Below are 21,794 nucleotides of genomic sequence, written 5' to 3' on the forward strand. Positions count from 1 at the left end.
GACTGCGTGGGGATGGGCCGTGACGGCCGCCGTGCGGGCGGCGACCGTCACGGGGGACTCACTTCCCGGCGGTGAAGGATGCCGGGAGGGGCTCGTCGTCCGGGTGCTCGTGCAGTAGCCAGAGCGGTTCGACGCCCAACTTGCCCGCGATCTTCTCGACACTCAGCAGGGAGGGGTTCCGCTCGCCACGCTCGAGGGCACCGACATAGGTCCGGTGTACGTCGAGGATGTACTGGGCGAACTCCTCCTGGGAGTATCCGCGTTCCTGGCGCATCCGGTAGAGATTCGCGCCGAGCACCTTCTGGAGCTCACTCGATTCAGCCATGGTGGACATTGTGCTCACCCGGGGGTCGTCGGCGCGACATACTCATGAGTAGTTTAAGTTTCAAGAATCCCGGAATCATGCGGCAGGAGAGGCTCATGTGTGACCTGACTCACTCGGATCTCTATGGTGATTGCCAGGTAGCATCTCGGATCCCGGCTGTCGTCATGGACTCAAGTTTCCTTGGCGAAGCGGACGATGACGGACACATAGTTTTCTTGCTTCTTATGTGAGGCGCTGTTCACCCCTGGTATCACCCTGATCGGTGTGTCGTAGTCTCGTGCCATCCCCGTCACTCCCCGATCTCCAGGAGCCCCGATGACATCCCCGTCCACCCCCGCCGCCGGACGCGCCGGCGCGATCGCCGCGGCGCGCTCCCTCCTGACCGAGGGCGACCTCCTCGACCTCCTCGCGGAGAGGGTCGCCCATCCGACCGAGAGTCAGGGAGGGGGCGACGGGCCGGCCGCCCACGCCTATCTGGACGCCGCCCTCCGTCCGGAGCTCGAAACCCTCGACTTCGCCGTGGAGGTCCACGAGAACCCGGTCTCGGCCAACCAACCGCTCCTCGTCGCCCGGCGGATCGAGGACCCCGCACTCCCGACCGTCCTCCTCTACGGCCACGGCGACGTCCAGTTCGCCCACGCCGAGGAGTGGAGCGACGGCCTCGACCCGTGGGTCCTCACCCGCGACGGCGACCGGCTCTACGGCCGCGGCTCGGCGGACAACAAGGGCCAGCACCTCGTCAACCACCAGGCACTCGGCGCGGTCCTGCGTTCCCGAGGCGGTCGTCTGGGCTACAACGTCACCATCCTCGTCGAGACCGCCGAGGAATCCGGTTCGGTCGGCCTGCGGGAGTTCTGCGCCGCACACCGCGACGGGCTCCTGGCCGCCGACCTCTTCCTCGGCTCCGACGGTCCCCGCCTGGCCGCGGACGTCCCCACCCTGTTCCTCGGGTCCCGGGGTGCGGTGAACTTCTGGCTGCGCCAGGACGCCCGGGACGGTGACCATCACTCCGGCAACTGGGGTGGCAAACTGCGCAATCCGGCGACCACGCTCGCCGCGGCGATCCACGCACTCGTCGACGGCGACGGGGTCATCCGGATCCCGGCGCTCCGGCCCCCGGAGATCCCGGCAGCGGTCCGAGAGGCCATCGCCGCCCTCCCGGACGTCCGGGAGGAGGGTGCCCCCGAGATCGACCCCACCTGGGGCGAGCCGGGCCTCACCCACCAGGAGAGGACCCTCGGGTGGAACGGGCTCGAGGTCCTCGCGCTCGACGCGGGCAACCGGGACTCGCCCGTCAACGCGATCCCCGGTCGGGCCGCCGCGCTCCTCCAATTGCGGTTCGTCGTCGGCACCGACATCACCGATCTCGGGCGGAAGGTCGAGGAGCACCTGGCCGCCCACGGGATCCCCGGGATCGAGGTCGACGTCCCGCCGGTGAGCGCCGCGGCGACCCGCCTCGACCCCGCAGCCTCGGTGGTCCGCGCCGCCGTCGACTCCGTGACGACCACCTGTGGTGCGTCGCCGGCCGTCCAGCCCAATCTCGGCGGGACGATCCCGAACGATGCGTTCAGCGAGATCCTCGGCCTGCCGACCGTGTGGATCCCGCATTCCTATCCCGGGTGCAACCAGCACGCGCCCGACGAGCACATCCTCGTGCCGATCCTCGAATCGGGTCTGGAGATCATGGCGGGGATGTTCTGGGACATGGCCGAGCAGCCGGACCGCTGGTTCACCTCGCAGAAGTGATGCCACGCACGTCCTATGACGTGGGAGATGTGACCTGATCGGTCGTTTACTACTACCGAGTATCTAATTCGTGGCGATCCTGAAACACTGCCCTGAACTGCCTGTCAGCGGCCGCTCTCTGGGTCTACATTGGCCGTGTCACAGTCCGTGAGGGCCGTCGTCGCGCCCGCACGGATTCGTCGCCCGCACACCCCGACTCCCGGAAGAGAGAGTTCGATGTCCGATCAGTACCAGCCCCAGCAGCCCCAGTACACGGCCCCGGCGGGTGCGCCCATGGCCGCCCAGGAGGATCCGGGCAAGACGCTCGGCATCGTCTCCCTCGTCGCGTCGCTGGCGACCTTCATCGGTTTCGCCGTCGTCGGCCCGATCGTCGGGATCATCACCGGCCACATGGCCCGCAAGAAGTCCCGTGAGGCCGGCCTCGAGGACAACCAGCTCGGCAAGTGGGGCTTCATCCTCGGCATCATCTTCCTGATCCTCGGCATCATCGGCATCGTCATCAGCGTCATCGTGATGATCGCCGCGATGGGTGCCTCCGCCGCAGCCGGTACCTACTGACCGGCACACACCTCGGCACGACACAGGGCCCGCATCCGATTCCCGGATGCGGGCCCTGTGTCGTGCCACGACGGACGCCGAGGTGCCCTGCAGGCGCGGTGCCCAGGTGCAGGGCACCTCGGCGTCCGTCGTGGCACGACACAGGGCCCGCCCCCGATTCCCGGAGGCGGGACCTGTGTCGTGCCACGACGGACGCCGAGGTGCCCTGCAGGCGCGGTGCCCAGGTGCAGGGCGCCTCGGCGGCGGGCTCAGAGGCGGCTCGCGGCGACGGTCGCGGCCATCTCGGTGATCTTCTCGAGGTGGTCGTCGGTGACCTCGCCGGTGAAGACGACGGGCGCGGCCACGGTGGTCCAACCGAGCCCCGTGGTGATCGCCTCCATGGCGCGTTCGGCGCCGGTGGTGTCGTAGCCGCCGTGGATCCAGTAGGAGAACGGGCGTCCCTCGGTGGCTTCCCGCACGGCGTCGTAGGTCGAGTCGAAGAAGTGCTTGAGCGCCCCGGAGATGTACCCGAAGTTCGCGGTCGTCCCGAGCACGTAGGCATCGGCGGACAGGACGTCCTCGACGGTCGCCTCGAGGGCCTGCCGCTCCACGAGGGTGATGTCCGCGAGTTCCTCGAACTCGAAGGCGGCACGGGCGGCCTCGGCCAGCCGCGCGGTCGCGTCGGTCGGTGAGTGGTGGACGAGCAGGACGGTCGGCATGTCCCCACGGTAACGGTCGGCCGGCACCCGGGGAAGGGTCGCCGACCGTCCGTCGGGGTCAGTACCCCACCCAGGCGCCCGTCTGCTGTTCGATGACCCGGGGGTGCAGCAGGGAGGAGGGCTCCGGGCCGCCGGGGATCGAATCGCGGTCACGGTCCGGCGGGAACACCCGGGAGGCGGCGAGCACCGGGTCGGTGAGGAACTGCATGTCCTCCGGGGCGTCCGCGGGTACCCGGAGGACCGGGGCCGGGCCCTCGAAGGTGCCGAGGAAGTACCCCCAGTCCCCGAAGCTCGGGACGTCCACGTGGTACGGCACCGTGGAGAATCCGGCCTGCGCGATGCTCTCGCCGATGCCCCAGTAGGACTCGACGGCGAAGTAGGGGGAACCGGCCTGGACGACCAGCCTGGCGTCCCGGGCCATGACCCGCCCGATCAGTCCGTAGAACTCGATCGTGTAGAGCTTGGCGGTGGCCTCCGAGTCGGGGTCCGGCAGGTCCGCGACGACGACGTCGTAGGCGTGGTCGACGTCCTCCTTGAGCCAGGTGAAGGCGTCGGCGGCCAGGTAGTCGACCCGGGGGTCCCGGAAGGAGTCCTCGTTGAGTTCGAGGACCCGGGGATCGCGCATGGCGAGGTCGACGACCGCACTGTCCAGGTCGACGACGGTGACCTCCTCGACGTCGGGGTATTCGAGGATCTCGCGGATCGCCATCCCGTCGCCCCCGCCGAGCACGAGGACTCGCTCCCGCGGGCCGTCCATGGCCGGGTGGACCAGACTCTCGTGGTACCGGTACTCGTCGAGCGACCCGAACTGCAGGTCGCCGTTGAGGTACAGCCGGGTGTCGTCCTGGCGGGCGTCGCGGGTGAGCACGATCTCCTGGTAGTCGGAGCGTTCGGCGACGACGATCGGGTCCCGGTAGAGCTTCTGCCGACCGGTCACCTCGATCCGGTCGGTGTACGCCCAGGCGATGCCGAGGACCACGAGCACGCCGACGAGTCCGGCCGCGAGCAGGGTGCGGGCCTTGGCCGAGACGGTCCGGCGGAAGATCCACAGGACGACGAGGACGCCGACGAGGGCGTTGATCGCGCCGACGGCCAGGGTGCCTCGGGGGAGCCCGAGGACGGGCAGGAGCAGGAACGGGAAGGCGAGACCGCCGACCAGACCGCCCACGTAGTCGGCGGCGAAGATGTCCGCGGCCGCACTGCTGGCCTTCTGGGCGCGGATCCGCTGGACGAGTTCCATGAGGAGCGGGATCTCCGCGCCGATGAGGGCACCGATGACGAAGGCGACGAACACTGTCGCGACGGTGTAGACGTTCATGTACGCGAAGGCGAGGTACAGCGTGAGGACGGAGAGCCCGCCGAGCAGGCCGAGGACCGCCTCGATGACGGCGAAGGAGACGGCTGCGTGTCGGACCAGGCGTTTGGTCGACACGGAGCCCACACCCATGGCGAAGACCATGACGGACAGGACGATCGAGGCCTGCACGATCGTATTGCCCAGCAGGTAGGACCCGAGTGCCACGAGGGCGAGCTCGTAGACCATGCCGCAGGCCGCGCACAGGAACACCGCGAAGAACACGAGGAACCGGGCGGGACCGGGCTGCAGGGGGAGGACCTCGGGGGCGAGGGTGGGTGTCGCCACCGGGACCTCGGAGGAGTCCGGGGAGTCCGGTGCGCCCGAGGGGGGAAGGTGAGGGTCGGTCACCGGATCAGAAGAGGGCGGATGCCATGACGACGGCGATGCCGAGGTGTGCGGAGACGTTGACGAAGATGGCGGGATGGAGGGTGTCGAGGTGGACCATCTCCGCGATCGGGGCCGGCGTCATCCAGTCGATCACGAGGAAGCTCAGCGCCATGATGAGGATCCCGATGACGCCGTAGACCACGGTCGAGATGATGCCCCACATGAAATCGTCGGCGCTCGCCCGGATCGCGGTGGCAGCGATGATCGCGACACCGAACAGGTTGGAGGAGACGAGAGCGACGGCGTTCTTGGACTTCTCACCCCACAGGAGCTCGTGGAGCTTGCCGGGGGTGAGGAGGTCGACGACGCCGTAGCCGACGAGCATGAGGATGAGGCCGGCGGCCGCGTAGGCCAGGACGATGCCGCATTCGACCAGGAGTGCGAGGAACATGATGGACCTTCCGGTTCAGGAGTTCTGTACTCGGTGATGAGCGTGGTGCTCAGGAGTGTTGGGAGGTGGAACGGGCCTGCGTCACTTGCCGAAGCCGGAGCCGCCGCCGCGGAACGACGACCCGCCCGAGGAACTCCCGCCGGACGAGTAGCCGGACGAGCCGCCGGTGCCGAAGAAGAAGAAACCGCCGCCGCTGCCGCCGGAGCGGGTCCGGTCGTCGTCGCAGCCGACGTACTGGTAGTCGTCCCCGACCTTGTCGTACTCGCCGTCCCCGGGATCGGAGACGTACTCGCCGCTCTCCAGGTCGTAGTCGCCGCAGTCGGCGGCGTTGGCACGGCCGGGACTGCACGAGGCGAAGAGGACGATGACGAGGACGAGGACGACGCCGAGGACGACGATCGTCGTGAGGCCCTTCTTCCGGGCGCCGCCGGAATCGTCGTGGGACCCGGGGTTTCCGTAGCCGCTCATGGGTGAACCTCCTGGGCGGTCAGGTGGTGGTCGTGCGGATGCGTGGTGGGGCCGTGCGAAGTGCTCAGGGAGCCCGTGCTCTCGACGATCTGACCGTACTGCGGGTAGCAGTGCCAGGTACGCCAGGTCAGCCGGTCGGAGCCCGCGTGGTCGAGGAGCAGTGCGGTGACCGCGCCCTCGTGGCCGGGGAACCGGGCGATCGCGTGGTGGTCGCAGGCCGTCACCTCGGCGGTGAGGGCGGCGACGGCGGCGTCGAAGTCCGCGGGTTCCGGGGTGCGGACACGGGCGTGGAAGTCATGGGTGCGGAAGGGACCCCAGGAGCCGGTGGCGTGGTGGGTGCCGAAGGGGTCGAGGACCGTGCCGACGTTCCCCGTGGGTGCAGCGTGACGGGGCAGGCAGGCGAGGGTCTCGGAGAAGAGGTCGGTCCCGTCGCGGTGGAGCACCACCTGGTGCGAACTGCCGATGACGACGAGGTCGAGGTGCAGTCCCGTGAGTGCCCCGGCGGTGGACCCGAGGTCGACGGAGGTGCGCAGGACCTCCGGCAGCCGGCCGCGGCCGAGTGCGAGGCCCAGGTCCTCCGCGCGGGTGTCGGCGAAGGGGACGGGCGCCTCGGCGACGGTGGACGGTCCTGCCGGGTGGTGCCCCGGTAGGCGGTCGGTGTCGTCGGCGAGGGGGACGGTGGCGGTGTACACGTCAGCTCCCGGGGTAGATGGTGAACGAACCGAGCGGGACGGTGTGCCCGGTGCTCACCTCCCACTTGCCGTGGTCGTAGCGTTCGATGGACAGCAGCTTGCCGGCGCCGGCCTCGTAGTCGGCGTAGTCGACGCCACCGGAGGACGGCATGGACGTGGTGCCCTCGGTGCGGTAGCGGGCGGTGCCCTTCTCGACGAGGGTGTAGGTGACGTCGTCGACGGTGATCTGCTTGTCACCGGGGACGATCTCCAGCTCGGGGCGGTCCTCCCACACGGAGAGTTCGAGTTCGCCGTCGTCCTCCTCGACGCCCAGCCACTTGCGGACGGGGTCGGTGTCGGCCTGGTAGAAGTGCTCGGACCAGGTGTAGCCGCCCTCCTGGTAGTGGGCGGACCCGCGGACCCAGTACTTCTCCCCCAGGTACTCCAACATGTCGCCGGCCTTGATGTCCCGGGGGTCACCGGCGGCGTCCTGGGAGGCGGCGAAGGGATCGTGCGCGCGGCGCTGGGAGGCCGGCTCCGGCCGGTCCTTCTTCTTCGAGGCCTGCACGAAGCGGACGATCGCCACGACGAGTGCGATGACGAGGATCAGGATCACGAGTCCGAGCAGGAACTTCACGGTGTCCGCCTTCCGGGACGATTGCTGGTCACGAGTGCTGACACCGTGGGGCGCCGTGCACCACTCGTCCACAGTACCGCCGGTGGGGAAGAATGCACACGCAGCGGGTGTTGCAGGATCGACGCGAGAGCCGAAGTCGGAGGACAACCCCACCTGCGGTGGGTGGGGCGCGGACCTGCGTCGCTTCGCTCGGTGTGTCTCGGCTGGACGTGTCACGGATGGAGAGGGAGGGACGGATGCCCGTCATCATGGATCCCCTGCGGGGGAGGACCCGGCCGCAGGCGGACCGGAGCGACACGGAGATCGTCGCCGCGCTCGGGGACCCCGCCGACTGGACGGTGCTCACCGGGGCGGGACTGAGCACGGACTCCGGCATCCCCGACTACCGGGGGCCGGATTCGCCGCCCCGCCGGCCGATGACGGTGCAGATGTTCCTGTCCGGGCCGGAGTCCCGGCGGCGCTACTGGGCGCGCGGATGGATCGGCTGGGAGCGGATGGGATCCGTCCGGCCGAACGCCGGGCACCTGTCGCTCGCCCTCCTGGGCGTGCACGGGATCGTCACGCAGAACGTCGACGGCCTGCACGAACAGGCGGCCGAGGCGGTCGCCGCGGACGGTGCGGAGGTGGCGGACGCAGCGGCGCGGACGGAGATCGTCGACCTGCACGGGCGCCTGGACCGCGTCCTGTGCCTGTCGTGCGGAAAGGTGTACTCCCGTGAACGCGTCCAACAGGAACTCACGCGGTTGAACCCGGACTTCCTCGCTGACCTGGAGGTCGACCCCGGGGACATCGAGACCGCCCCGGACGGGGACGCGGTCCTCGAGGCGACCGCCGGTTTCCGCGTGTGGGACTGCCCGGCCTGTGGCGGGATCCTCAAACCGGACGTCGTCTACTTCGGGGAGTCGGTCCCGAAGGAGCGGAACATCGCGGCGGCCCGACTGGTCGACGAGGCGCACGGTGTCCTGGTCCTCGGCACCTCGCTCGCGGTGATGAGCGGGCTCCGGCTGGTGCGGAAGGCGGCCAAGGACGGCAAACCGGTGGTCGTCGTCACCGACGGGCCCACCCGCGGTGACGACCTGGCGACCATGCGTTCCGTGAGCCGCGTGGCGGACGTCCTGGCCCTCTGGGAGGAGTCCCGCCGCGCCTGAGTTCAGCCCCGATCGACGGAGCCCTCAGCGGGCGTCAGTGGAGGGATGCCGGGGTTCGGGCGGCGTTCGGATCAGCCCCGATCGACACTGACGAGGGCGTGGTCGCGGCGGCCGAAGAACCACAGGAGCATCTCGGTGGGCTCTCCGTGGAGTGTCGTCACCTCGCCGGTCCGACCGATGCGGTGGGTACCGTGGTCGCCGGCTTCGAGGACGTAGGTCTTCCGGTCCTTGAGGGCGACCGGGATCGCCATGCCCTTGACGGCGCGCAGGGCTGCGGCCAGTTGCGCCTCCGGGAGACGACGGGGCGCCCATTCCTCCTGGGCGCGGCGGACGTCCTCGTGGTGGACGAGGAACTCGACGGCGTTCGCGAGCTCGCGCAGCGGCTTGGCCTTCAGCGGTGACCAGCGTGGTTCACCCTCGCCCACGCGTCCGACGAGACGGTCCCAGGGCATCGCGTGGAGGGTCTCCTCCGACTCCCGGGTGCGCTTGCCCAGCCACGGCACCTTCTTCGCGACGGCCGGGGCCATGTGACCGGGCAGCGCGAGCGGGTCCCGGTCGCGGATGACGAGGTGGACGGCGAGGTCACGGGCGTCCCACCCCTCACAGAGCGTGGGGGCGTCCGGCCCGACGGCACGGAACAGAGCGGTGAGTGCCAGGCGTTCGGTACGCGCGAAGTCGGTCATGCGCCCAGGATACGGCCGCCGGATCCACCCGGAGACCCCCACGTGAAATCACGGTCGTTTGTCGTGGTCACGGCCTTCGAACACCGTGACGACGACAAACGACCGTGATCTCGTCGGTCCGGCTCAACTGACGGCGCGGCGGCCTTCGAAGGCGCGCCCGAGGGTGACCTCGTCGGCGTACTCGAGGTCGCCGCCGACGGGCAGTCCGGAGGCCAGACGACTCACCGTCACCCCGAGCGAACCGAGGAGCCGGACCAGGTAGGTCGCGGTCGCCTCGCCCTCGAGGTTCGGGTCGGTGGCGATCACGCACTCCTGCACCTCGCCGTCCTGCAGTCGCGGCATGAGGTCCTTGATCCGCAGGTCGTCGGGGCCCACCCCGGCCATCGGGTCGATGGACCCGCCGAGTACGTGGTACAGGCCGCGGTACTCGCGGGTCCGCTCGATCGCGATGACGTCCTTGGGTTCCTCGACGACGCAGATGATGCTGCGGTCGCGCCGTGGGTCCTGGCAGATGACGCACTGCGTGTCCTCCGCGACGTTGCCGCACACCTCGCAGAACTTCACCTTCTGCTTGACCGCCGTGAGCGCGTGCGCCAGCGCGGCGACGTCCTCGTCCGGGCTCTGCAGGACGTGGAACGCCAGACGCTGCGCCGACTTGGGACCGATGCCCGGCAGCTTGTTGAACTCCTCGACGAGGTCCTGCAGGGCCCCTTCGTACATCATGCTCATGCGTCACGCTCCTCGATCACGACACCGCCCAGGACCCGTTCGACGACGGGTACGCCGAACTCGGGGGCCGCGCTGATGTCGACATCGGCCTCGGGGTCGATGTCGTAGTCCGCCGCCACCGGGTCCGGTTCCTCAGGCGGCGCCTGCGGCTCGGGGACCGGTGGAGGTGGTGCCTGCCCGTTGTGGCGCGCGGCCAGGCGGGCGAACTTGTTGTCCGGGTCGAGACCCGCAGGGGCCCCGGCAGAGGTGCTCCCGGGCCGTCCGCCGGTCCGGCCTCCCGGGCGACCGGTGTCGTTGCCCGGGGCTGCGGTGAGCGGGTCGACACCGTCGACCGTGAAGGAGTCCTCGTCCGCGTAGGCCCCGAGGAAGTCGAGGTCGTCGCCGGTCCCGGCCTCCGTGCCGGATCCCGCCGCCGAGGCGCCCTCCACGTCCACACCACCCGCGGAGGGAGCACCACTGGGCGCGGGCGCACCCTCGTGGTCGTCCTCGTCGTCGGTGTACGGGACGTCCGCATAGGGGTCGTCGATGTCGACCGGGGGTGGGACGACGACGGCACCGAGGTCGACGGCGCCCTCCCCGGCACTCGTCTCCTCGTAGGGACGGGCTTCGTCGAAGCCGCGGGTCTCCGGTTCGGGAGCGGGCTCCGGCGTGGTCGACGTCGAGGGGACCGCGGTGGTCTCCGGAGGCGCGCTCGGGCTCATCGCGGGTGCGGTCTCGGCCGGCGCGGGTGCGGACACACCGGTGGTGTCGGAGGGCTCAGCGCCTGGAGACACCTCCTGGTCGTCCTCGTCCCCGTCGGGACCTGACGCGGGGCGGTCGGCCCCGCTCCACGGTCCGTCCTGCGGGGGAGCCTGCCAGTGACGGGAATGGTCGACGGGGGCACGGTCGGCCTCTCGGGGACCGACGACGCGGTCGATCTCCTCCTGCGAGGGACGATGGGATGCGTTCTGCGTACCACCCGGCCGCCCGCTGGGAGAGACGCCCGGGTACCCGCCGTTCCCACCGGGAGCCTCGGGTCCGGAGCTGCCTGGGCCCTCGCCCCAGGGGACGAACTGCGGTCCGCTGCCGGCGTAGACGACGGTGAGGCGGATGCCGAGGGTCTCGTCGATCGCGGCCGCCAGCTTGTCCTTGCCGCCGGACTTGCCGAACTGCTCGGCGGCCCCGCGGTTGTCGAACGCGAGTCCGAGCTCGCCACCCCGGAACCCGAGCGGGACCGAGTTCGCGGCGACGACGGCACGCACGATCTGACTGCGCCGACCGACGGCCGTGAGGATGTCCGGCCAGGCGCGGCGGATCGCGTCGATCTCCGAGCCCTCGGGACGCGCGGGCGCATCGGGGCCACCGACGGGACGGCCGGGGTCGGCCGGTGCCGGAGTCGGTCCCCCGGACTCCTGCACGGACGGTGCGGGTCCGCTCGGAGCGGGTCCGGACGGTGCGGGCGATTCCGGCGGCGTGACCTGTGGCGGCGCCGAAGTGGTCGGGGTCGGGTCCTCCGGACCGGGGCCACCGGCGGGCCGCCTCTCGGAGACGGCCGGACCCTGGTCCTGCCGACCGGCCTGGTCCTGCCGATCCACTGTTTCCGGGGCCGCAGGCGTCTGGGGCGCTTCTGGTGCCGGGCCGACCTGCCGGGCATCGCTGTCGTCCTGCCGGGCGTCGTCGCCGTCCTGTCGGCCGTCGTCGTCGGCGAGGAAGGACTCCGCTGCTGCCGTCGCGGCGGCCAGCGCGTCGAGATCGTCGTCGTAGGCGCGGGCCCGGGCCTCGGACGGGGTCGGTGCCGCACCGGCAGCCTGTCCGTCGGAAGCACCGGCCCCGGTGGAGGTGCTCGCCCCGGCGGCACCGGGGACGGGACCGTGCGAGGGGGAGGGCGCCTCGGCGGCGGGGGTGGTCGGCGGGGCGGCGGGCACGGCACCGGCCGGCAGGGTGCCGGTGGGGCCCATGCCGAGGCGACGTTCCAGGCGTTCGACGCGGGTGAGGACGGAGGAACGGGTGCCCTCGGCCGCCGGGAGCAGGATCCGGGCGCAGATGAGTTCGAGCTGGAGGCGCGGGGACGTGGCCCCGGTCATCTGGGTGAGCCCGGCGTTGAGGAGGTCCGCGGCCCGGGACAGTTCCGCCGCCCCGTAGGTGAGCGCCTGCTGCTTGAGGCGTTCTAGGCGGTCGGCGGGGACCTCCGGGAGGAAGCCGTGGGCGGCGTCCGGCGCGGTACCGACGACCACGAGGTCGCGGAAACGTTCGAGCAGGTCCTCGACGAACCGGCGCGGGTCCTGCCCGGACTCGACGACCCGGTCGACGACGCGGAAGACCCCGGCACCGTCACCGGCGGCGAAGGCGTCGACGATGTCACCGAGCAGGGACTCCGGGGTGTAGCCCAGGAGGGCGGTGGCGGTGAGGTAGTCGAGACCCTCGGCGGTGGCGCCGGCCATGAGCTGGTCGAGCACCGACAGGGAGTCGCGCACGGAGCCGCCACCGGCACGGACGACGAGCGGCAGCACACCCTTGCCGACGGGCACCGACTCACGGGCGCAGAGGTCCTCCATGTAACCGGTGAGGACCTCCGGCGGGACGAGCCGGAACGGGTAGTGGTGGGTGCGCGACCGGATGGTCCCGATCACCTTCTCCGGTTCCGTCGTCGCGAAGACGAACTTCACGTGCGGCGGGGGTTCCTCCACGAGTTTGAGCAGGGCGTTGAAGCCCTGGGGGGTGACCATGTGGGCCTCGTCGAGGATGAAGACCTTGAACCGGTCCCGCGCCGGGGCGTACACGGCGCGTTCGCGCAGGTCACGGGCGTCGTCGACACCGTTGTGGCTGGCCGCGTCGATCTCCACGACGTCGAGCGACCCGGGGCCGCCGTTGGCCAGATCCCGGCAGCTGGGGCACTGCCCGCAGGGCGTGGGTGTGGGGCCCTCGGCGCAGTTGAGGCAGCGGGCGAGGATCCGGGCGGAGGTCGTCTTCCCGCACCCGCGTGGACCGGAGAACAGATAGGCATGGTTGATGCGCCCGTTGGCGATGGCTGCCTTGAGCGGGCCGGTCACGTGGTCCTGCCCGATGACCTCGTCGAAGGTCTCCGGGCGGTAGCGGCGGTACAGAGCTGTCGACACGGCCCCTACCCTACGTGGCGCCACGGACACCCTTCCCTCGGCGGGCACCGCACGGACACGTCCGGGGGAGGCGCACCTCACGCGCGTGCACCACAATGGGAGGTATGACCTCCGCGAGTGGCACCCCCGACGACCCCCGTGACGGGACCCCTGCGCCCGGCGACCCCGCGTCCACCGATCCCGCCCGGACACTGCGCATCGGCCACGCCGAACGCGACGAGGTGATCGAGACCCTGCGGGAGGCGGCCGCCGAGGGGCGCCTCGACACCGAGGAGCTCACGGAACGGATCGAGGGCGCGGTGTCCGCGAAGTTCTACGTCGACCTCGACCCGCTCGTCGCGGACCTGCCCGTGCCGCCGCCCTCCGACGCGGTCCGCCGCCGGGCCGAGCTGCGCCGGACCCACGACTCGGCGACCTCCGATCCCACCGGCCTCGTCGCCGGCGGTCTTCCGCGGCCGCCGGCGCACCTCGCCCGGCCCGAACCCCGGGCCGACGAACCCGGCTGGTCGGTCGACGACCCCCTGGTCCTCCGCGCCACCTGGGAGAACGAGCGGCGCCGGGGTCGCTGGTCCGTGCCGCCCTTCATCCGGCTGGAACCGGTGGCGGCGAGCACGGAGATCAACTTCCTCGAGGTGTCGACCGATCTGCAGGTCATCGAGGTCGAGATCCTCGCGGGCATGGGCTCCTCGACCGTCGTCGTCCCCGAGGACTGGGGCGTGAACGTCGACCGGTTGTCGTCGAGCTGGGGGACGGTGAAATCCCGGGTCTCCGCTCTGCCCGCCGAGGGGCGCCCGCTCGTCCGGGTGAGCGGCTCCGTCGGGATGGCGACCTTCACCGCCCGCCATGCCGGGTACTTCGAACGCAAGCGACTGGAGAAGTGAGGCACTGATGGCGGACACGAACGAGGAGAAGACCGATCCCCAGTCCGCGGACACGAACGAGGAGAAGACCGATCCCCAGTCCTGGGGAGAGGTCTGGGCGCAACTGAAACCCTGGGACGACAAGCCGACACGTTTCGACATCACCCTGCTCGTCCTCATGGTCGCGATCCCGGCCTTCTACCTCGTGATGTTGCCGCTGCGGCCCTTCCTCATCGCGAACATCCCGCTCGTCCTCACCTTCGTCACCGGCGGCCGGACCGTGATCGGCGGGGCCGGCGCCTTCGCCGCGGTCGGGGAGTTCCCCCTGTGGGCCGTGATCGTGCTCGGTACCCTCGGCTTCCTCAAGTTCTCGTGGATCTTCTGGCTCGTCGGCTATCGCTGGGGCGAGGGGGTGTTCCGCACCTTCGCCGCCCAACCGCCCATGAGTACCTGGGTCAGGCGCCTGCGGAACGTGCCCACCTGGATCATGTGGGTGTTCGTCCTCATCGGCCGCCTGCCCTTCAACCCCATCCCCTCGAACATCGTCGGCATGATCATGGGCTGGAAGCGCAACAGCTTCTGGCTCTATCTCCTCGCCGACGTCCTCGGAGCCCTCGGGGTGGCCGCAGGGATGGCGTGGATCGGTTATGCGATCGGCCAGCCGGCCGTCGACCTCATCTCGCAGATCGACTCCTACGCGATCTGGGTGACGCTCGCGATCATCTTCGGAATGGCGTTCTGGGGTGCCCGCCGCGCGCAGAAGGCACAGCAGGCCACGGAGGAACGGAAGGCGACGGGCGCGGAACGTCCCACCCCGGAGAACGAGGAGTAGCACCCGGCCGTGGAACAGGGTTGAATGCGGGCCATGACGACGGACACCGGCACACCCGGAACCTCCTGGGTCCGGCCCACGTGGATGGGCACGTGGGTCTACATCTTCACGTTCCTCATCGCGCTCGCCGCCGCCGGTGACCTCGCGGACATCGTCATCCACCAGCGGGTCCCCATGCAGATCGGGTTCACGCCCGACGCCAACGCCTCCCTCCAGGCCTCCGGGGTCGCACTGCCCACCCGCGGATGGACGACGGTCCTCGTCCCACTGGCGGACCTCTCCGGGTGGACCACCACCGTCTTCGTCGTCGCCGACCTCTCCCGCACCGTCGTCATCATCACCGTCGCCTCGCTGTGGGCCCGCTGCCTGCAGCACATGCGCGCCGGACGCGCCTACGCGCCCGTGGCCCTCCGGACACTCCGCACGACCGTGTGGACGACGACGATCGGCTACGCCTTCTTCTGTGTCACCGAGATGCTCGGCGAGAACCTGGCCGTCGTCGAACTCGGCCTGCGCGAATTCACCCTCCACGGCGAGGCGGTCCCCACGCTCATGAAGCTCCTCATCGTCTCCGCCGGTGGCCTCACCCTCCACCACGCGCTCACCCTCGGCTCCCGCGCCCTCGACCGCCGCGCCGCCGAGGCGCCCTGAATCGGACGCAGCGCGAACCCCTGCACCCCACCCGGGGCCTGGCGCCGCCCGCGCCCCGGCACCCCACCGCTGAACCCGAGGTCCCGGTCCTGCTGTCCATCGGACACCGTCCGGTGGGCGGGTCCTCAGTGATGTCTCAGAATGTCGACCCGGCCACCCCGGCGGATCGGGCCACCCCTAGAATGGCGACCGCCCGTCGTGCCCGGCTCCGCTCCGGCGGTCCCGGCGCACCCGTAGACCCGTGAGAAAGGCACCGCAGTGAGCCTTGTCGTCCAGAAGTTCGGTGGATCCTCCGTCGCAGACGCCGCCTCGATCAAGCGTGTGGCCAAGCGGATCGTGGAGTACCGGAAGGCGGGTCACGAGGTGGTCGTCGTGGTGTCCGCGATGGGTGACTCGACGGACGACCTCATCGACCTGGCGCAGGCGGTCAGCCCCGTGCCCCCGGCCCGTGAGCTCGACATGCTGCTCACCGCCGGGGAACGGATCAGCATGGCCGTCCTCGCGATGGCGATCGCCAACCTGGGCTTCGAGGCCCAGTCCTTCACGGGCTCGCAGGCCGGTGTCATCACCGACGAACAGTACGGCCGCGCCCGCATCATCGACGTGACCCCCGGACGGATCCGCTCGGCCCTCGACGACGGCAACATCGCGATCGTCGCCGGGTTCCAGGGGGTCAGCCAGGACACCAAGAACATCACGACACTCGGTCGGGGTGGGTCGGACACGACGGCCGTGGCGCTCGCCGCCTCGCTCGACGCGGACGTGTGCGAGATCTACACGGACGTCGACGGCGTGTTCACCGCCGATCCCCGGATCGTGCCGGCCGCCCGAAAGATCGACCGCATCAGTTTCGAGGAGATGCTGGAGATGGCGGCCTCCGGCGCGAAGGTGCTCATGCTCCGCTGCGTCGAGTACGCCCGCCGCTACAACGTGCCGGTGCACGTGCGCTCCTCGTTCTCCCCGCACCAGGGCACCTGGGTGTCCGACGCCCCGATCCCCGCAGAGTTCCGCACCGGCGCCCCCGACGCCCCGGCAGAAGAAACGGACGAATCCATGGAACAGGCAATCATCTCCGGTGTCGCCCACGACCGTTCGGAGGCCAAGCTCACGATCGTCGGCGTGCCCGACACCCCCGGCAAGGCCGCGGAGATCTTCCGCATCGTCGCCGCGCAGGAGATCGACATCGACATGATCGTGCAGAACATCTCCACCCGTGACCCGGGGCGGACCGACATCTCCTTCACGCTGCCGGCGGACTCCGGCGCGACCGCGATGAAGGCGCTGGAGGCAGGCAAGGAGAGCATCGGTTTCGACTCGATGCAGTACGACGACCAGATCGGCAAGCTCTCGGTCGTCGGTGCCGGCATGCGCAGCCACCCGGGTGTCACGGCCACCCTGTTCGAGGCGCTCTCGACCAACGGCATCAACATCGACATGATCTCGACCTCGGAGATCCGGATCTCGGTCGTCACCCGCGCCGACATGCTCGACACCGCGGTGAAGGCCGCCCACTCCGCCTACGGCCTCGATGTCGAGGACGTCGAGGCGATCGTGTACGGAGGGACCGGACGATGAGCACCGCACTCCACATCGGCATCGTCGGGGCCACCGGCCAGGTCGGCGCCGTCATGCGCCGCCTGCTGGAGGAGGATCCCGGGTTCGACATCGCCTCGATCCGGTTCTTCGCCTCCGCCCGCTCGGCCGGCACCACCCTGCCCTTCCGCGGGGAGGAGATCACCGTCGAGGACGCCGCGACCGCCGACCCCACCGGGCTCGACGTCGCCCTGTTCTCCGCCGGTGGGTCCACCTCGAAGGCACAGGCCCCGCGCTTCGCGGCCGCCGGGGTCCGCGTCGTCGACAACTCCTCGTCCTTCCGCCTGGACCCGGAGGTCCCCCTCGTCGTCTCCGAGGTGAACCCCGACGCCCTGGACTCCGTGCCCAAGGGGATTGTGGCGAACCCCAACTGCACGACGATGGCCGCCATGCCGGTCCTCAAGGCCCTCCACGACGAGGCGGGCCTTACACGTCTGCAGGTCTCGACCTACCAGGCGGTCTCCGGGTCCGGGCTGGCCGGCGTCGAGGAACTCGCCTCGCAGGCCGAGGCGGTTCTCGGAAGCGGCGACGCCCGGGGGCTGACCCACGACGGGAAGGCCGTGGCGTTCCCCGCTCCGCAGGCCTACACCGAACCGATCGCCTTCAACGTCCTCGCGATGGCGGGCTCGATCGTGGACGACGGCGAGAACGAGACGGACGAGGAGAAGAAGCTGCGCAACGAGTCGCGCAAGATCCTCGGGCTGCCGGACCTGCGGGTCGCCGGTACCTGCGTCCGCGTGCCGGTCTTCACCGGCCACTCCCTGTCCGTCCACGCCGAGTTCGCCGGCGACATCACCCCGGACCGCGCGCGCGAGGTGCTCGCCTCGGCTCCCGGCGTCGCCCTCGACGAGGTGCCCACCCCGCTCAAGGCCGCCGGTCAGGACCCGAGCTTCGTCGGCCGGATCCGGGCCGACCAGTCCGCCCCGGAGGGCAAGGGCCTGGTGCTGTTCATCTCGAACGACAACCTGCGCAAGGGTGCGGCTCTCAACACGGTGCAGATCGCGAGGTTGATCGCCGAGAGGAAAGCGGGTGCGTGACCGCGCTCCCATAAACGCATAGGCATTAGTACGTACACGATTCCGCGGCGTACTTTTCTTCAGGTCGGCCCGACCCCATGGCCACACGGACTCCGTGTGAACAGATGGGGAGTGCCGACCTGAAGAGCATTCACACCCCGAAACGGAATCGCAGGTCCCCTGATGCCCGGCACGCGTGCTGCACGTCCCACCCGTCTTCTCCCCGCCCTCGCCCTCGGCACCGCGGGAGCACTTGTCCTCGCGGGCTGCGGAGGCGGTACGGAGTCAGGAACGGGGGAGGGCGCCTCGGGAGCGGAGGACGGCTCGCTCACCGTCGTCACCTCGACGGACGTGTACGCGGACCTCGTGGAGAACGTGGTCGGTGACGTCGAAGGGGTCGAGGTCACCCCGATCATCAGCGGCAACACCCAGGACCCGCACTCCTACGAGGCGACCGCCCAGGACCAGCTCACGCTGTCCCGGGCCGACGTCGTCGTGATGAACGGCGGCGGCTACGACGCGTACATGGCGACGATGCTCGAAGCCGTCGACACCGATCCCGAGGTGCTCTCCGCCGTCGCCCTCTCCGGTCTCCCGGGTTCCGCGGAGGTCTCCGACGCCGCCCACGTGCACGATCACGCCGACCACGACCACGGGGACGAGGAGGCCCACGCAGACGAGGACTCCCACGGCGAGGAGGACTCCCACACAGAGGAAGACGACCAGGCGGGCCACGACCACGGCACGTTCAACGAGCACGTCTGGTATTCGATCCCGACGGCGGAGGTCGTCGTCGACGAGGTGGCGTACCACCTGGGCGAACTGCTGCCCGGGTCCGCCTCGGCGCTCTCGGAGAACGCCGAGGCGTACGGTGCCGAGCTGGAGTCGCTGCACACGGAACTCGACGCGCTGGCCGAGGTCCACGCCGGTGAACAGGTCGCCGCGACCGAGCCGGTCCCCGGGTGGATGTTCGAGGACATCGGTCTCGAGGTGGCCACCTCGACGGACTTCCTCTCGGCCGTCGAGCACGGGGACGACGTCTCCCCGATCGTCCTGCAGGAGGAGATCGACCGGATCTCGGCCGGCGACGTGGTCCTGCTCGCCTACAACACGCAGACCGCCGGACCCCAGGCCGACGAACTCCGGGCCGCCGCCGAGTCCGCGGACGTCCCCGTGGTCGACCTCGCCGAGACCCTGCCGGACGACACCGACTACCTCACGTGGATGGCCGACAACATCGCCGCGATCGAGGACGCTCTCGGCTCGCACGACCACTGAGTCCGGCCCACGCTCCTAGACTGAAGGTCTGATGACGACGCCTCCCATCCCTGCTCCCGTTCTCGAACTCCGCTCCGCCTCCCTGCGCTTCGGCGACCGTCTGTTGTGGCACGGCCTCGACATCGACGTGCGCCCCGGTGAGTTCATCGCGGTCCTCGGGCCCAACGGCACCGGCAAGACGAGCCTGCTCAAGGTCCTCCTGGGCCAGTACCAGCTGTCCGCCGGCTCCGTGCGCGTCGACGGCCACGCGGTGCACCGGGGCGATCCCGCGATCGGGTACGTCCCGCAGCAGCGGGGCGTACCGGCACACACCCCCATGCGCGCCCGCGACCTCGTGGGCACGGGGATCGACGGCCACCGGTGGGGTCCGGGTTGGTTCGACCCGGTGCAGAAGAGGAAGAAGGCCAAGGTCGACGAGCTGCTGGCCGCCGTCGGTGCGACCGAGTACGCGAACGCGCCGGTGGGCACCCTGTCCGGCGGCGAACTGCAGCGCCTGCGCCTGGCCCAGGCACTCGGCAGCGACCCCCACCTGCTCCTGTGCGATGAGCCCCTGTTGAGCCTCGACATCGACAAACAGCGGGTGGTCGCCGCACTCCTCGACGAGAAGCGCCGGGAACGCGACACCGCGATCCTCTTCGTCACCCACGAGATCAACCCCGTCCTGCCCTATGTCGACCGGGTGCTCTACATCGCCGGGGGCCACTTCCTCGTCGGCAACCCGGAGGAGGTCCTCACGACCCAGGCCCTCACCGATCTCTACGGGTCCCCGGTCGAGGTCGTCGAGGTCGGCGGCCGCCTGGTCGTCGTCGGCGGCGAGGAACTCCAGCCCGCGGGGGAGGTGCACCCCTGATGGACCTCGGGAGCTTCTTCACGTTCGAGAACTACGGCGCGCTCGTGTCGCTGCTGTCGAACTCGATCCTCGCCGCCGCACTCCTCGGGGTCGTCGGCGGTCTGGTGAGCGTCTTCGTCGTCACCCGGGACATCGCCTTCGCCGTCCACGGGATCTCCGAGCTCTCCTTCGCCGGGGCCGCCTTCGCGCTGCTCGTCGGTTGGGACGTCGTCAACGGATCGATCGCCGGGTCCCTGCTCGCCGCCCTCGTCATCGGCCTGGGCGGTTCCAAGGAGTCGGAGAAGAACGCCATCACCGGCGTCCTCATGCCCTTCGGTCTGGGCCTGGCGATCCTGTTCCTCGCCCTCTACGACGGGCGCTCGGCCAGCAAGTTCGGGCTGCTCTCCGGGCAGATCGTGGCGATCGACCCCGACCAGATCCGACTCCTCGTCATCTGCGGGATCCTGGTGATCGCCACGCTCCTGGTGCTCTGGCGTCCGCTCATGTTCGCGGGTCTCGACGCCGAGGTGGCCCGCGCCAAGGGTGTCCCCACCCACACCCTCATGATCGTCTTCATGTTGGCGCTCGGCCTGGCCGTCGCCCTGAGCGTCCAGGTGGTCGGCGTGCTCCTGGTCCTCGCGCTCCTCGTCACCCCGGCGGCAGCGGCCACCCAGGTGAGCGCCAATCCCGTGACCGTCCCGCTCCTGGCGGTGCTGTTCGCCGTCGTGAGCTCCGTCGGTGGCATCCTCATCGCCCTCGGGTCCCCCGTCGTGCCGATCAGCCCCTTCGTCACGACGATCAGTTTCCTCATCTACCTCGTGTGCCGCCTCATCGGCCGGCGCCGCCTGCGCCGCCACGAACAGTCCCGACGACGACGCGAGATCCCCGTCCACGTCCCCAGAAGTGGGACGATGTCGGCATGACCCGCTCTTCTCTCCTCCCCGCCCTCGGCGTGACCGCGCTCGCGGGCCTGGGCTGCCTCACCTGGGCCGCCGCGGTCGAACCCCACCTGTTCACTGTGCGGCGCCGGGAACACGCCGTGCTGCCTGCCGGGGCCACACCACTGCGGGTCCTCCACCTCTCGGACCTGCACCTCACCTCCTGGCAGCACCACAAGATGAACTGGGTGCACGCGCTGGCGGATCTCGAACCGGACCTCGTCGTCAACACCGGCGACAACCTGGGCGGCGACGTGCTCGGTCACGTCGTCGAGACCTACGGTCGGCTGCTCGATGTGCCCGGCGTCTTCGTGCTCGGGTCGAACGACCTGCACGCCCCGGTGTTCAAGAACCCGGCGCGATACCTGCGGGGTCCCTCCGAGGTGGAGGACGACCACGCGGGCACCGGTCCGGACCTCCCGACGGCGGAGATGGTCGAGGCCTTCGAACGCCGGGCCTGGCACTTCCTCGACAACCGCGACGCCCGGATCACCCTGGGCGGGACCACCCTCGACTTCAGCGGTCTGGGAGACCACCACATGGACGCCGCCCACGTGGCGGAGACCCACCCGTCCTTCCCGGACGATGCCACGGTGCGGATCGGTGTGACCCACTCGCCGTACACGGCCGTGCTCGACGCCTTCGCAGAGGCCGGGGCGGACCTCGTCTTCGCCGGGCACACCCACGGCGGTCAGCTGCGGATCCCCTTCTGGGGTGCCCCGGTGACCAACTGCGACCTGCCGCACGACCGGGCACGTGGGACCTTCGACCACCGCGGGACCGCGGTCGAGGTGTCCGCCGGTCTCGGCTTCTCTCCCTTCGCCCCGGTCCGGTTCGCCTGCCGCCCGGAGGTCACGCTCGTGACCCTCGTGCCCCGCGAGGAATGACGGGAGCGGTGACGGCG

22 protein-coding genes are annotated in these 21,794 nt (G+C 70.2%); 12 read left to right on the forward strand and 10 right to left on the reverse strand.

Annotated elements, in window-relative coordinates:
* Positions 1-58 precede the first annotated feature (58 nt).
* The gene (locus tag AAD496_RS02805; protein ID WP_349827112.1) at positions 59-325 is read right to left on the reverse strand and encodes a helix-turn-helix domain-containing protein; all 267 of its coding nucleotides are present in this window, start codon (positions 323-325) and stop codon (positions 59-61) included.
* A 315-nt stretch (positions 326-640) separates the two neighbouring features.
* Between AAD496_RS02805 and AAD496_RS02810 the strand changes: the two genes are divergently transcribed.
* Positions 641-2,071, forward strand: a complete 1,431-nt coding sequence (locus AAD496_RS02810) for a M20 family metallopeptidase (protein ID WP_349827113.1) — start codon at positions 641-643, stop codon at positions 2,069-2,071.
* A gap of 216 nt (positions 2,072-2,287) precedes the next feature.
* Positions 2,288-2,629 (forward strand): DUF4190 domain-containing protein, encoded by a 342-nt coding sequence (locus AAD496_RS02815; RefSeq protein ID WP_349827114.1) that lies wholly within the window; start codon positions 2,288-2,290, stop codon positions 2,627-2,629.
* Positions 2,630-2,877: 248 nt separating this feature from the next.
* On the opposite strand, the gene AAD496_RS02820 is transcribed toward AAD496_RS02815, so the two are convergent.
* The 6 genes from AAD496_RS02820 to AAD496_RS02845 all read right to left on the reverse strand — a co-directional run bounded on the left by AAD496_RS02820 (position 2,878) and on the right by AAD496_RS02845 (position 7,238).
* Positions 2,878-3,327 (reverse strand): flavodoxin family protein, encoded by a 450-nt coding sequence (locus tag AAD496_RS02820; protein ID WP_349827115.1) that lies wholly within the window; start codon positions 3,325-3,327, stop codon positions 2,878-2,880.
* A gap of 58 nt (positions 3,328-3,385) precedes the next feature.
* On the reverse strand, positions 3,386-4,969 hold the full coding sequence (locus AAD496_RS02825) for a polyamine aminopropyltransferase (RefSeq protein WP_349827116.1): 1,584 nt from the start codon (positions 4,967-4,969) through the stop codon (positions 3,386-3,388).
* A gap of 67 nt (positions 4,970-5,036) precedes the next feature.
* Positions 5,037-5,462 carry a DUF350 domain-containing protein gene (locus AAD496_RS02830; protein ID WP_349827117.1) on the reverse strand — a complete coding sequence of 142 codons (426 nt, stop codon included), beginning with the start codon at positions 5,460-5,462 and terminating at the stop codon, positions 5,037-5,039.
* An 81-nt stretch (positions 5,463-5,543) separates the two neighbouring features.
* The gene (locus tag AAD496_RS02835) at positions 5,544-5,930 is read right to left on the reverse strand and encodes a hypothetical protein (protein ID WP_349827118.1); all 387 of its coding nucleotides are present in this window, start codon (positions 5,928-5,930) and stop codon (positions 5,544-5,546) included.
* Positions 5,927-6,622, reverse strand: coding sequence for a DUF2617 family protein (locus AAD496_RS02840; RefSeq protein ID WP_349827119.1), 696 nt, complete (start codon positions 6,620-6,622; stop codon positions 5,927-5,929). The genes AAD496_RS02835 and AAD496_RS02840 overlap by 4 nt, the downstream gene beginning before the upstream one ends.
* Before the next feature lies 1 nt (position 6,623).
* Positions 6,624-7,238, reverse strand: a complete 615-nt coding sequence (locus AAD496_RS02845) for a DUF4178 domain-containing protein (RefSeq protein WP_349827120.1) — start codon at positions 7,236-7,238, stop codon at positions 6,624-6,626.
* A gap of 236 nt (positions 7,239-7,474) precedes the next feature.
* On the opposite strand from AAD496_RS02845, the gene AAD496_RS02850 reads away from it, so the two are divergent.
* A complete protein-coding gene (locus tag AAD496_RS02850; protein ID WP_349827121.1) occupies positions 7,475-8,386 on the forward strand; it encodes a Sir2 family NAD-dependent protein deacetylase in 912 nt (303 codons plus the stop codon).
* A 71-nt stretch (positions 8,387-8,457) separates the two neighbouring features.
* Here the strand turns inward: AAD496_RS02850 and AAD496_RS02855 are convergent, their stop codons facing one another.
* The 3 genes from AAD496_RS02855 to AAD496_RS02865 all read right to left on the reverse strand — a co-directional run bounded on the left by AAD496_RS02855 (position 8,458) and on the right by AAD496_RS02865 (position 12,893).
* Positions 8,458-9,069 carry a TIGR03085 family metal-binding protein gene (locus tag AAD496_RS02855; RefSeq protein WP_349827122.1) on the reverse strand — a complete coding sequence of 204 codons (612 nt, stop codon included), beginning with the start codon at positions 9,067-9,069 and terminating at the stop codon, positions 8,458-8,460.
* Positions 9,070-9,192: 123 nt separating this feature from the next.
* The gene (recR, locus tag AAD496_RS02860; RefSeq protein WP_349827248.1) at positions 9,193-9,789 is read right to left on the reverse strand and encodes a recombination mediator RecR; all 597 of its coding nucleotides are present in this window, start codon (positions 9,787-9,789) and stop codon (positions 9,193-9,195) included.
* A 5-nt stretch (positions 9,790-9,794) separates the two neighbouring features.
* On the reverse strand, positions 9,795-12,893 hold the full coding sequence (locus AAD496_RS02865; RefSeq protein WP_349827124.1) for a DNA polymerase III subunit gamma and tau: 3,099 nt from the start codon (positions 12,891-12,893) through the stop codon (positions 9,795-9,797).
* Between the two features lie 104 nt (positions 12,894-12,997).
* Here AAD496_RS02865 and AAD496_RS02870 point away from each other — a divergent pair, with 104 nt between their 5' ends.
* The 9 genes from AAD496_RS02870 to AAD496_RS02910 all read left to right on the forward strand — a co-directional run bounded on the left by AAD496_RS02870 (position 12,998) and on the right by AAD496_RS02910 (position 21,777).
* Entirely contained in the window at positions 12,998-13,774 is a 777-nt protein-coding gene (locus AAD496_RS02870) for a DUF1707 SHOCT-like domain-containing protein (protein ID WP_349827125.1), read from the forward strand.
* A 7-nt stretch (positions 13,775-13,781) separates the two neighbouring features.
* The gene (locus tag AAD496_RS02875; protein ID WP_349827126.1) at positions 13,782-14,585 is read left to right on the forward strand and encodes a DedA family protein; all 804 of its coding nucleotides are present in this window, start codon (positions 13,782-13,784) and stop codon (positions 14,583-14,585) included.
* Positions 14,586-14,618: 33 nt separating this feature from the next.
* Positions 14,619-15,236, forward strand: a complete 618-nt coding sequence (locus AAD496_RS02880) for a hypothetical protein (RefSeq protein WP_349827127.1) — start codon at positions 14,619-14,621, stop codon at positions 15,234-15,236.
* Positions 15,237-15,494: 258 nt separating this feature from the next.
* The gene (locus AAD496_RS02885) at positions 15,495-16,811 is read left to right on the forward strand and encodes an aspartate kinase (protein ID WP_349827128.1); all 1,317 of its coding nucleotides are present in this window, start codon (positions 15,495-15,497) and stop codon (positions 16,809-16,811) included.
* On the forward strand, positions 16,808-17,866 hold the full coding sequence (locus tag AAD496_RS02890; protein ID WP_349827129.1) for an aspartate-semialdehyde dehydrogenase: 1,059 nt from the start codon (positions 16,808-16,810) through the stop codon (positions 17,864-17,866). The genes AAD496_RS02885 and AAD496_RS02890 overlap by 4 nt, the downstream gene beginning before the upstream one ends.
* Before the next feature lie 162 nt (positions 17,867-18,028).
* Positions 18,029-19,123: a metal ABC transporter solute-binding protein, Zn/Mn family gene (locus AAD496_RS02895; protein ID WP_349827130.1), complete on the forward strand. Its 1,095-nt coding sequence runs from the start codon at positions 18,029-18,031 to the stop codon at positions 19,121-19,123.
* 31 nt (positions 19,124-19,154) lie between these two features.
* Positions 19,155-19,973: a metal ABC transporter ATP-binding protein gene (locus AAD496_RS02900; protein WP_349827131.1), complete on the forward strand. Its 819-nt coding sequence runs from the start codon at positions 19,155-19,157 to the stop codon at positions 19,971-19,973.
* On the forward strand, positions 19,973-20,875 hold the full coding sequence (locus tag AAD496_RS02905) for a metal ABC transporter permease (protein ID WP_349827132.1): 903 nt from the start codon (positions 19,973-19,975) through the stop codon (positions 20,873-20,875). Before AAD496_RS02900 ends, AAD496_RS02905 begins: the two co-directional genes overlap by 1 nt.
* Entirely contained in the window at positions 20,872-21,777 is a 906-nt protein-coding gene (locus AAD496_RS02910) for a metallophosphoesterase (protein WP_349827133.1), read from the forward strand. Before AAD496_RS02905 ends, AAD496_RS02910 begins: the two co-directional genes overlap by 4 nt.
* Positions 21,778-21,794 lie beyond the last annotated feature (17 nt).

Origin of the sequence: Brevibacterium litoralis (assembly GCF_040212315.1) — a bacterium.
In the GTDB taxonomy this organism is placed as follows: Bacteria; Actinomycetota; Actinomycetes; order Actinomycetales; family Brevibacteriaceae; genus Brevibacterium; species Brevibacterium litoralis.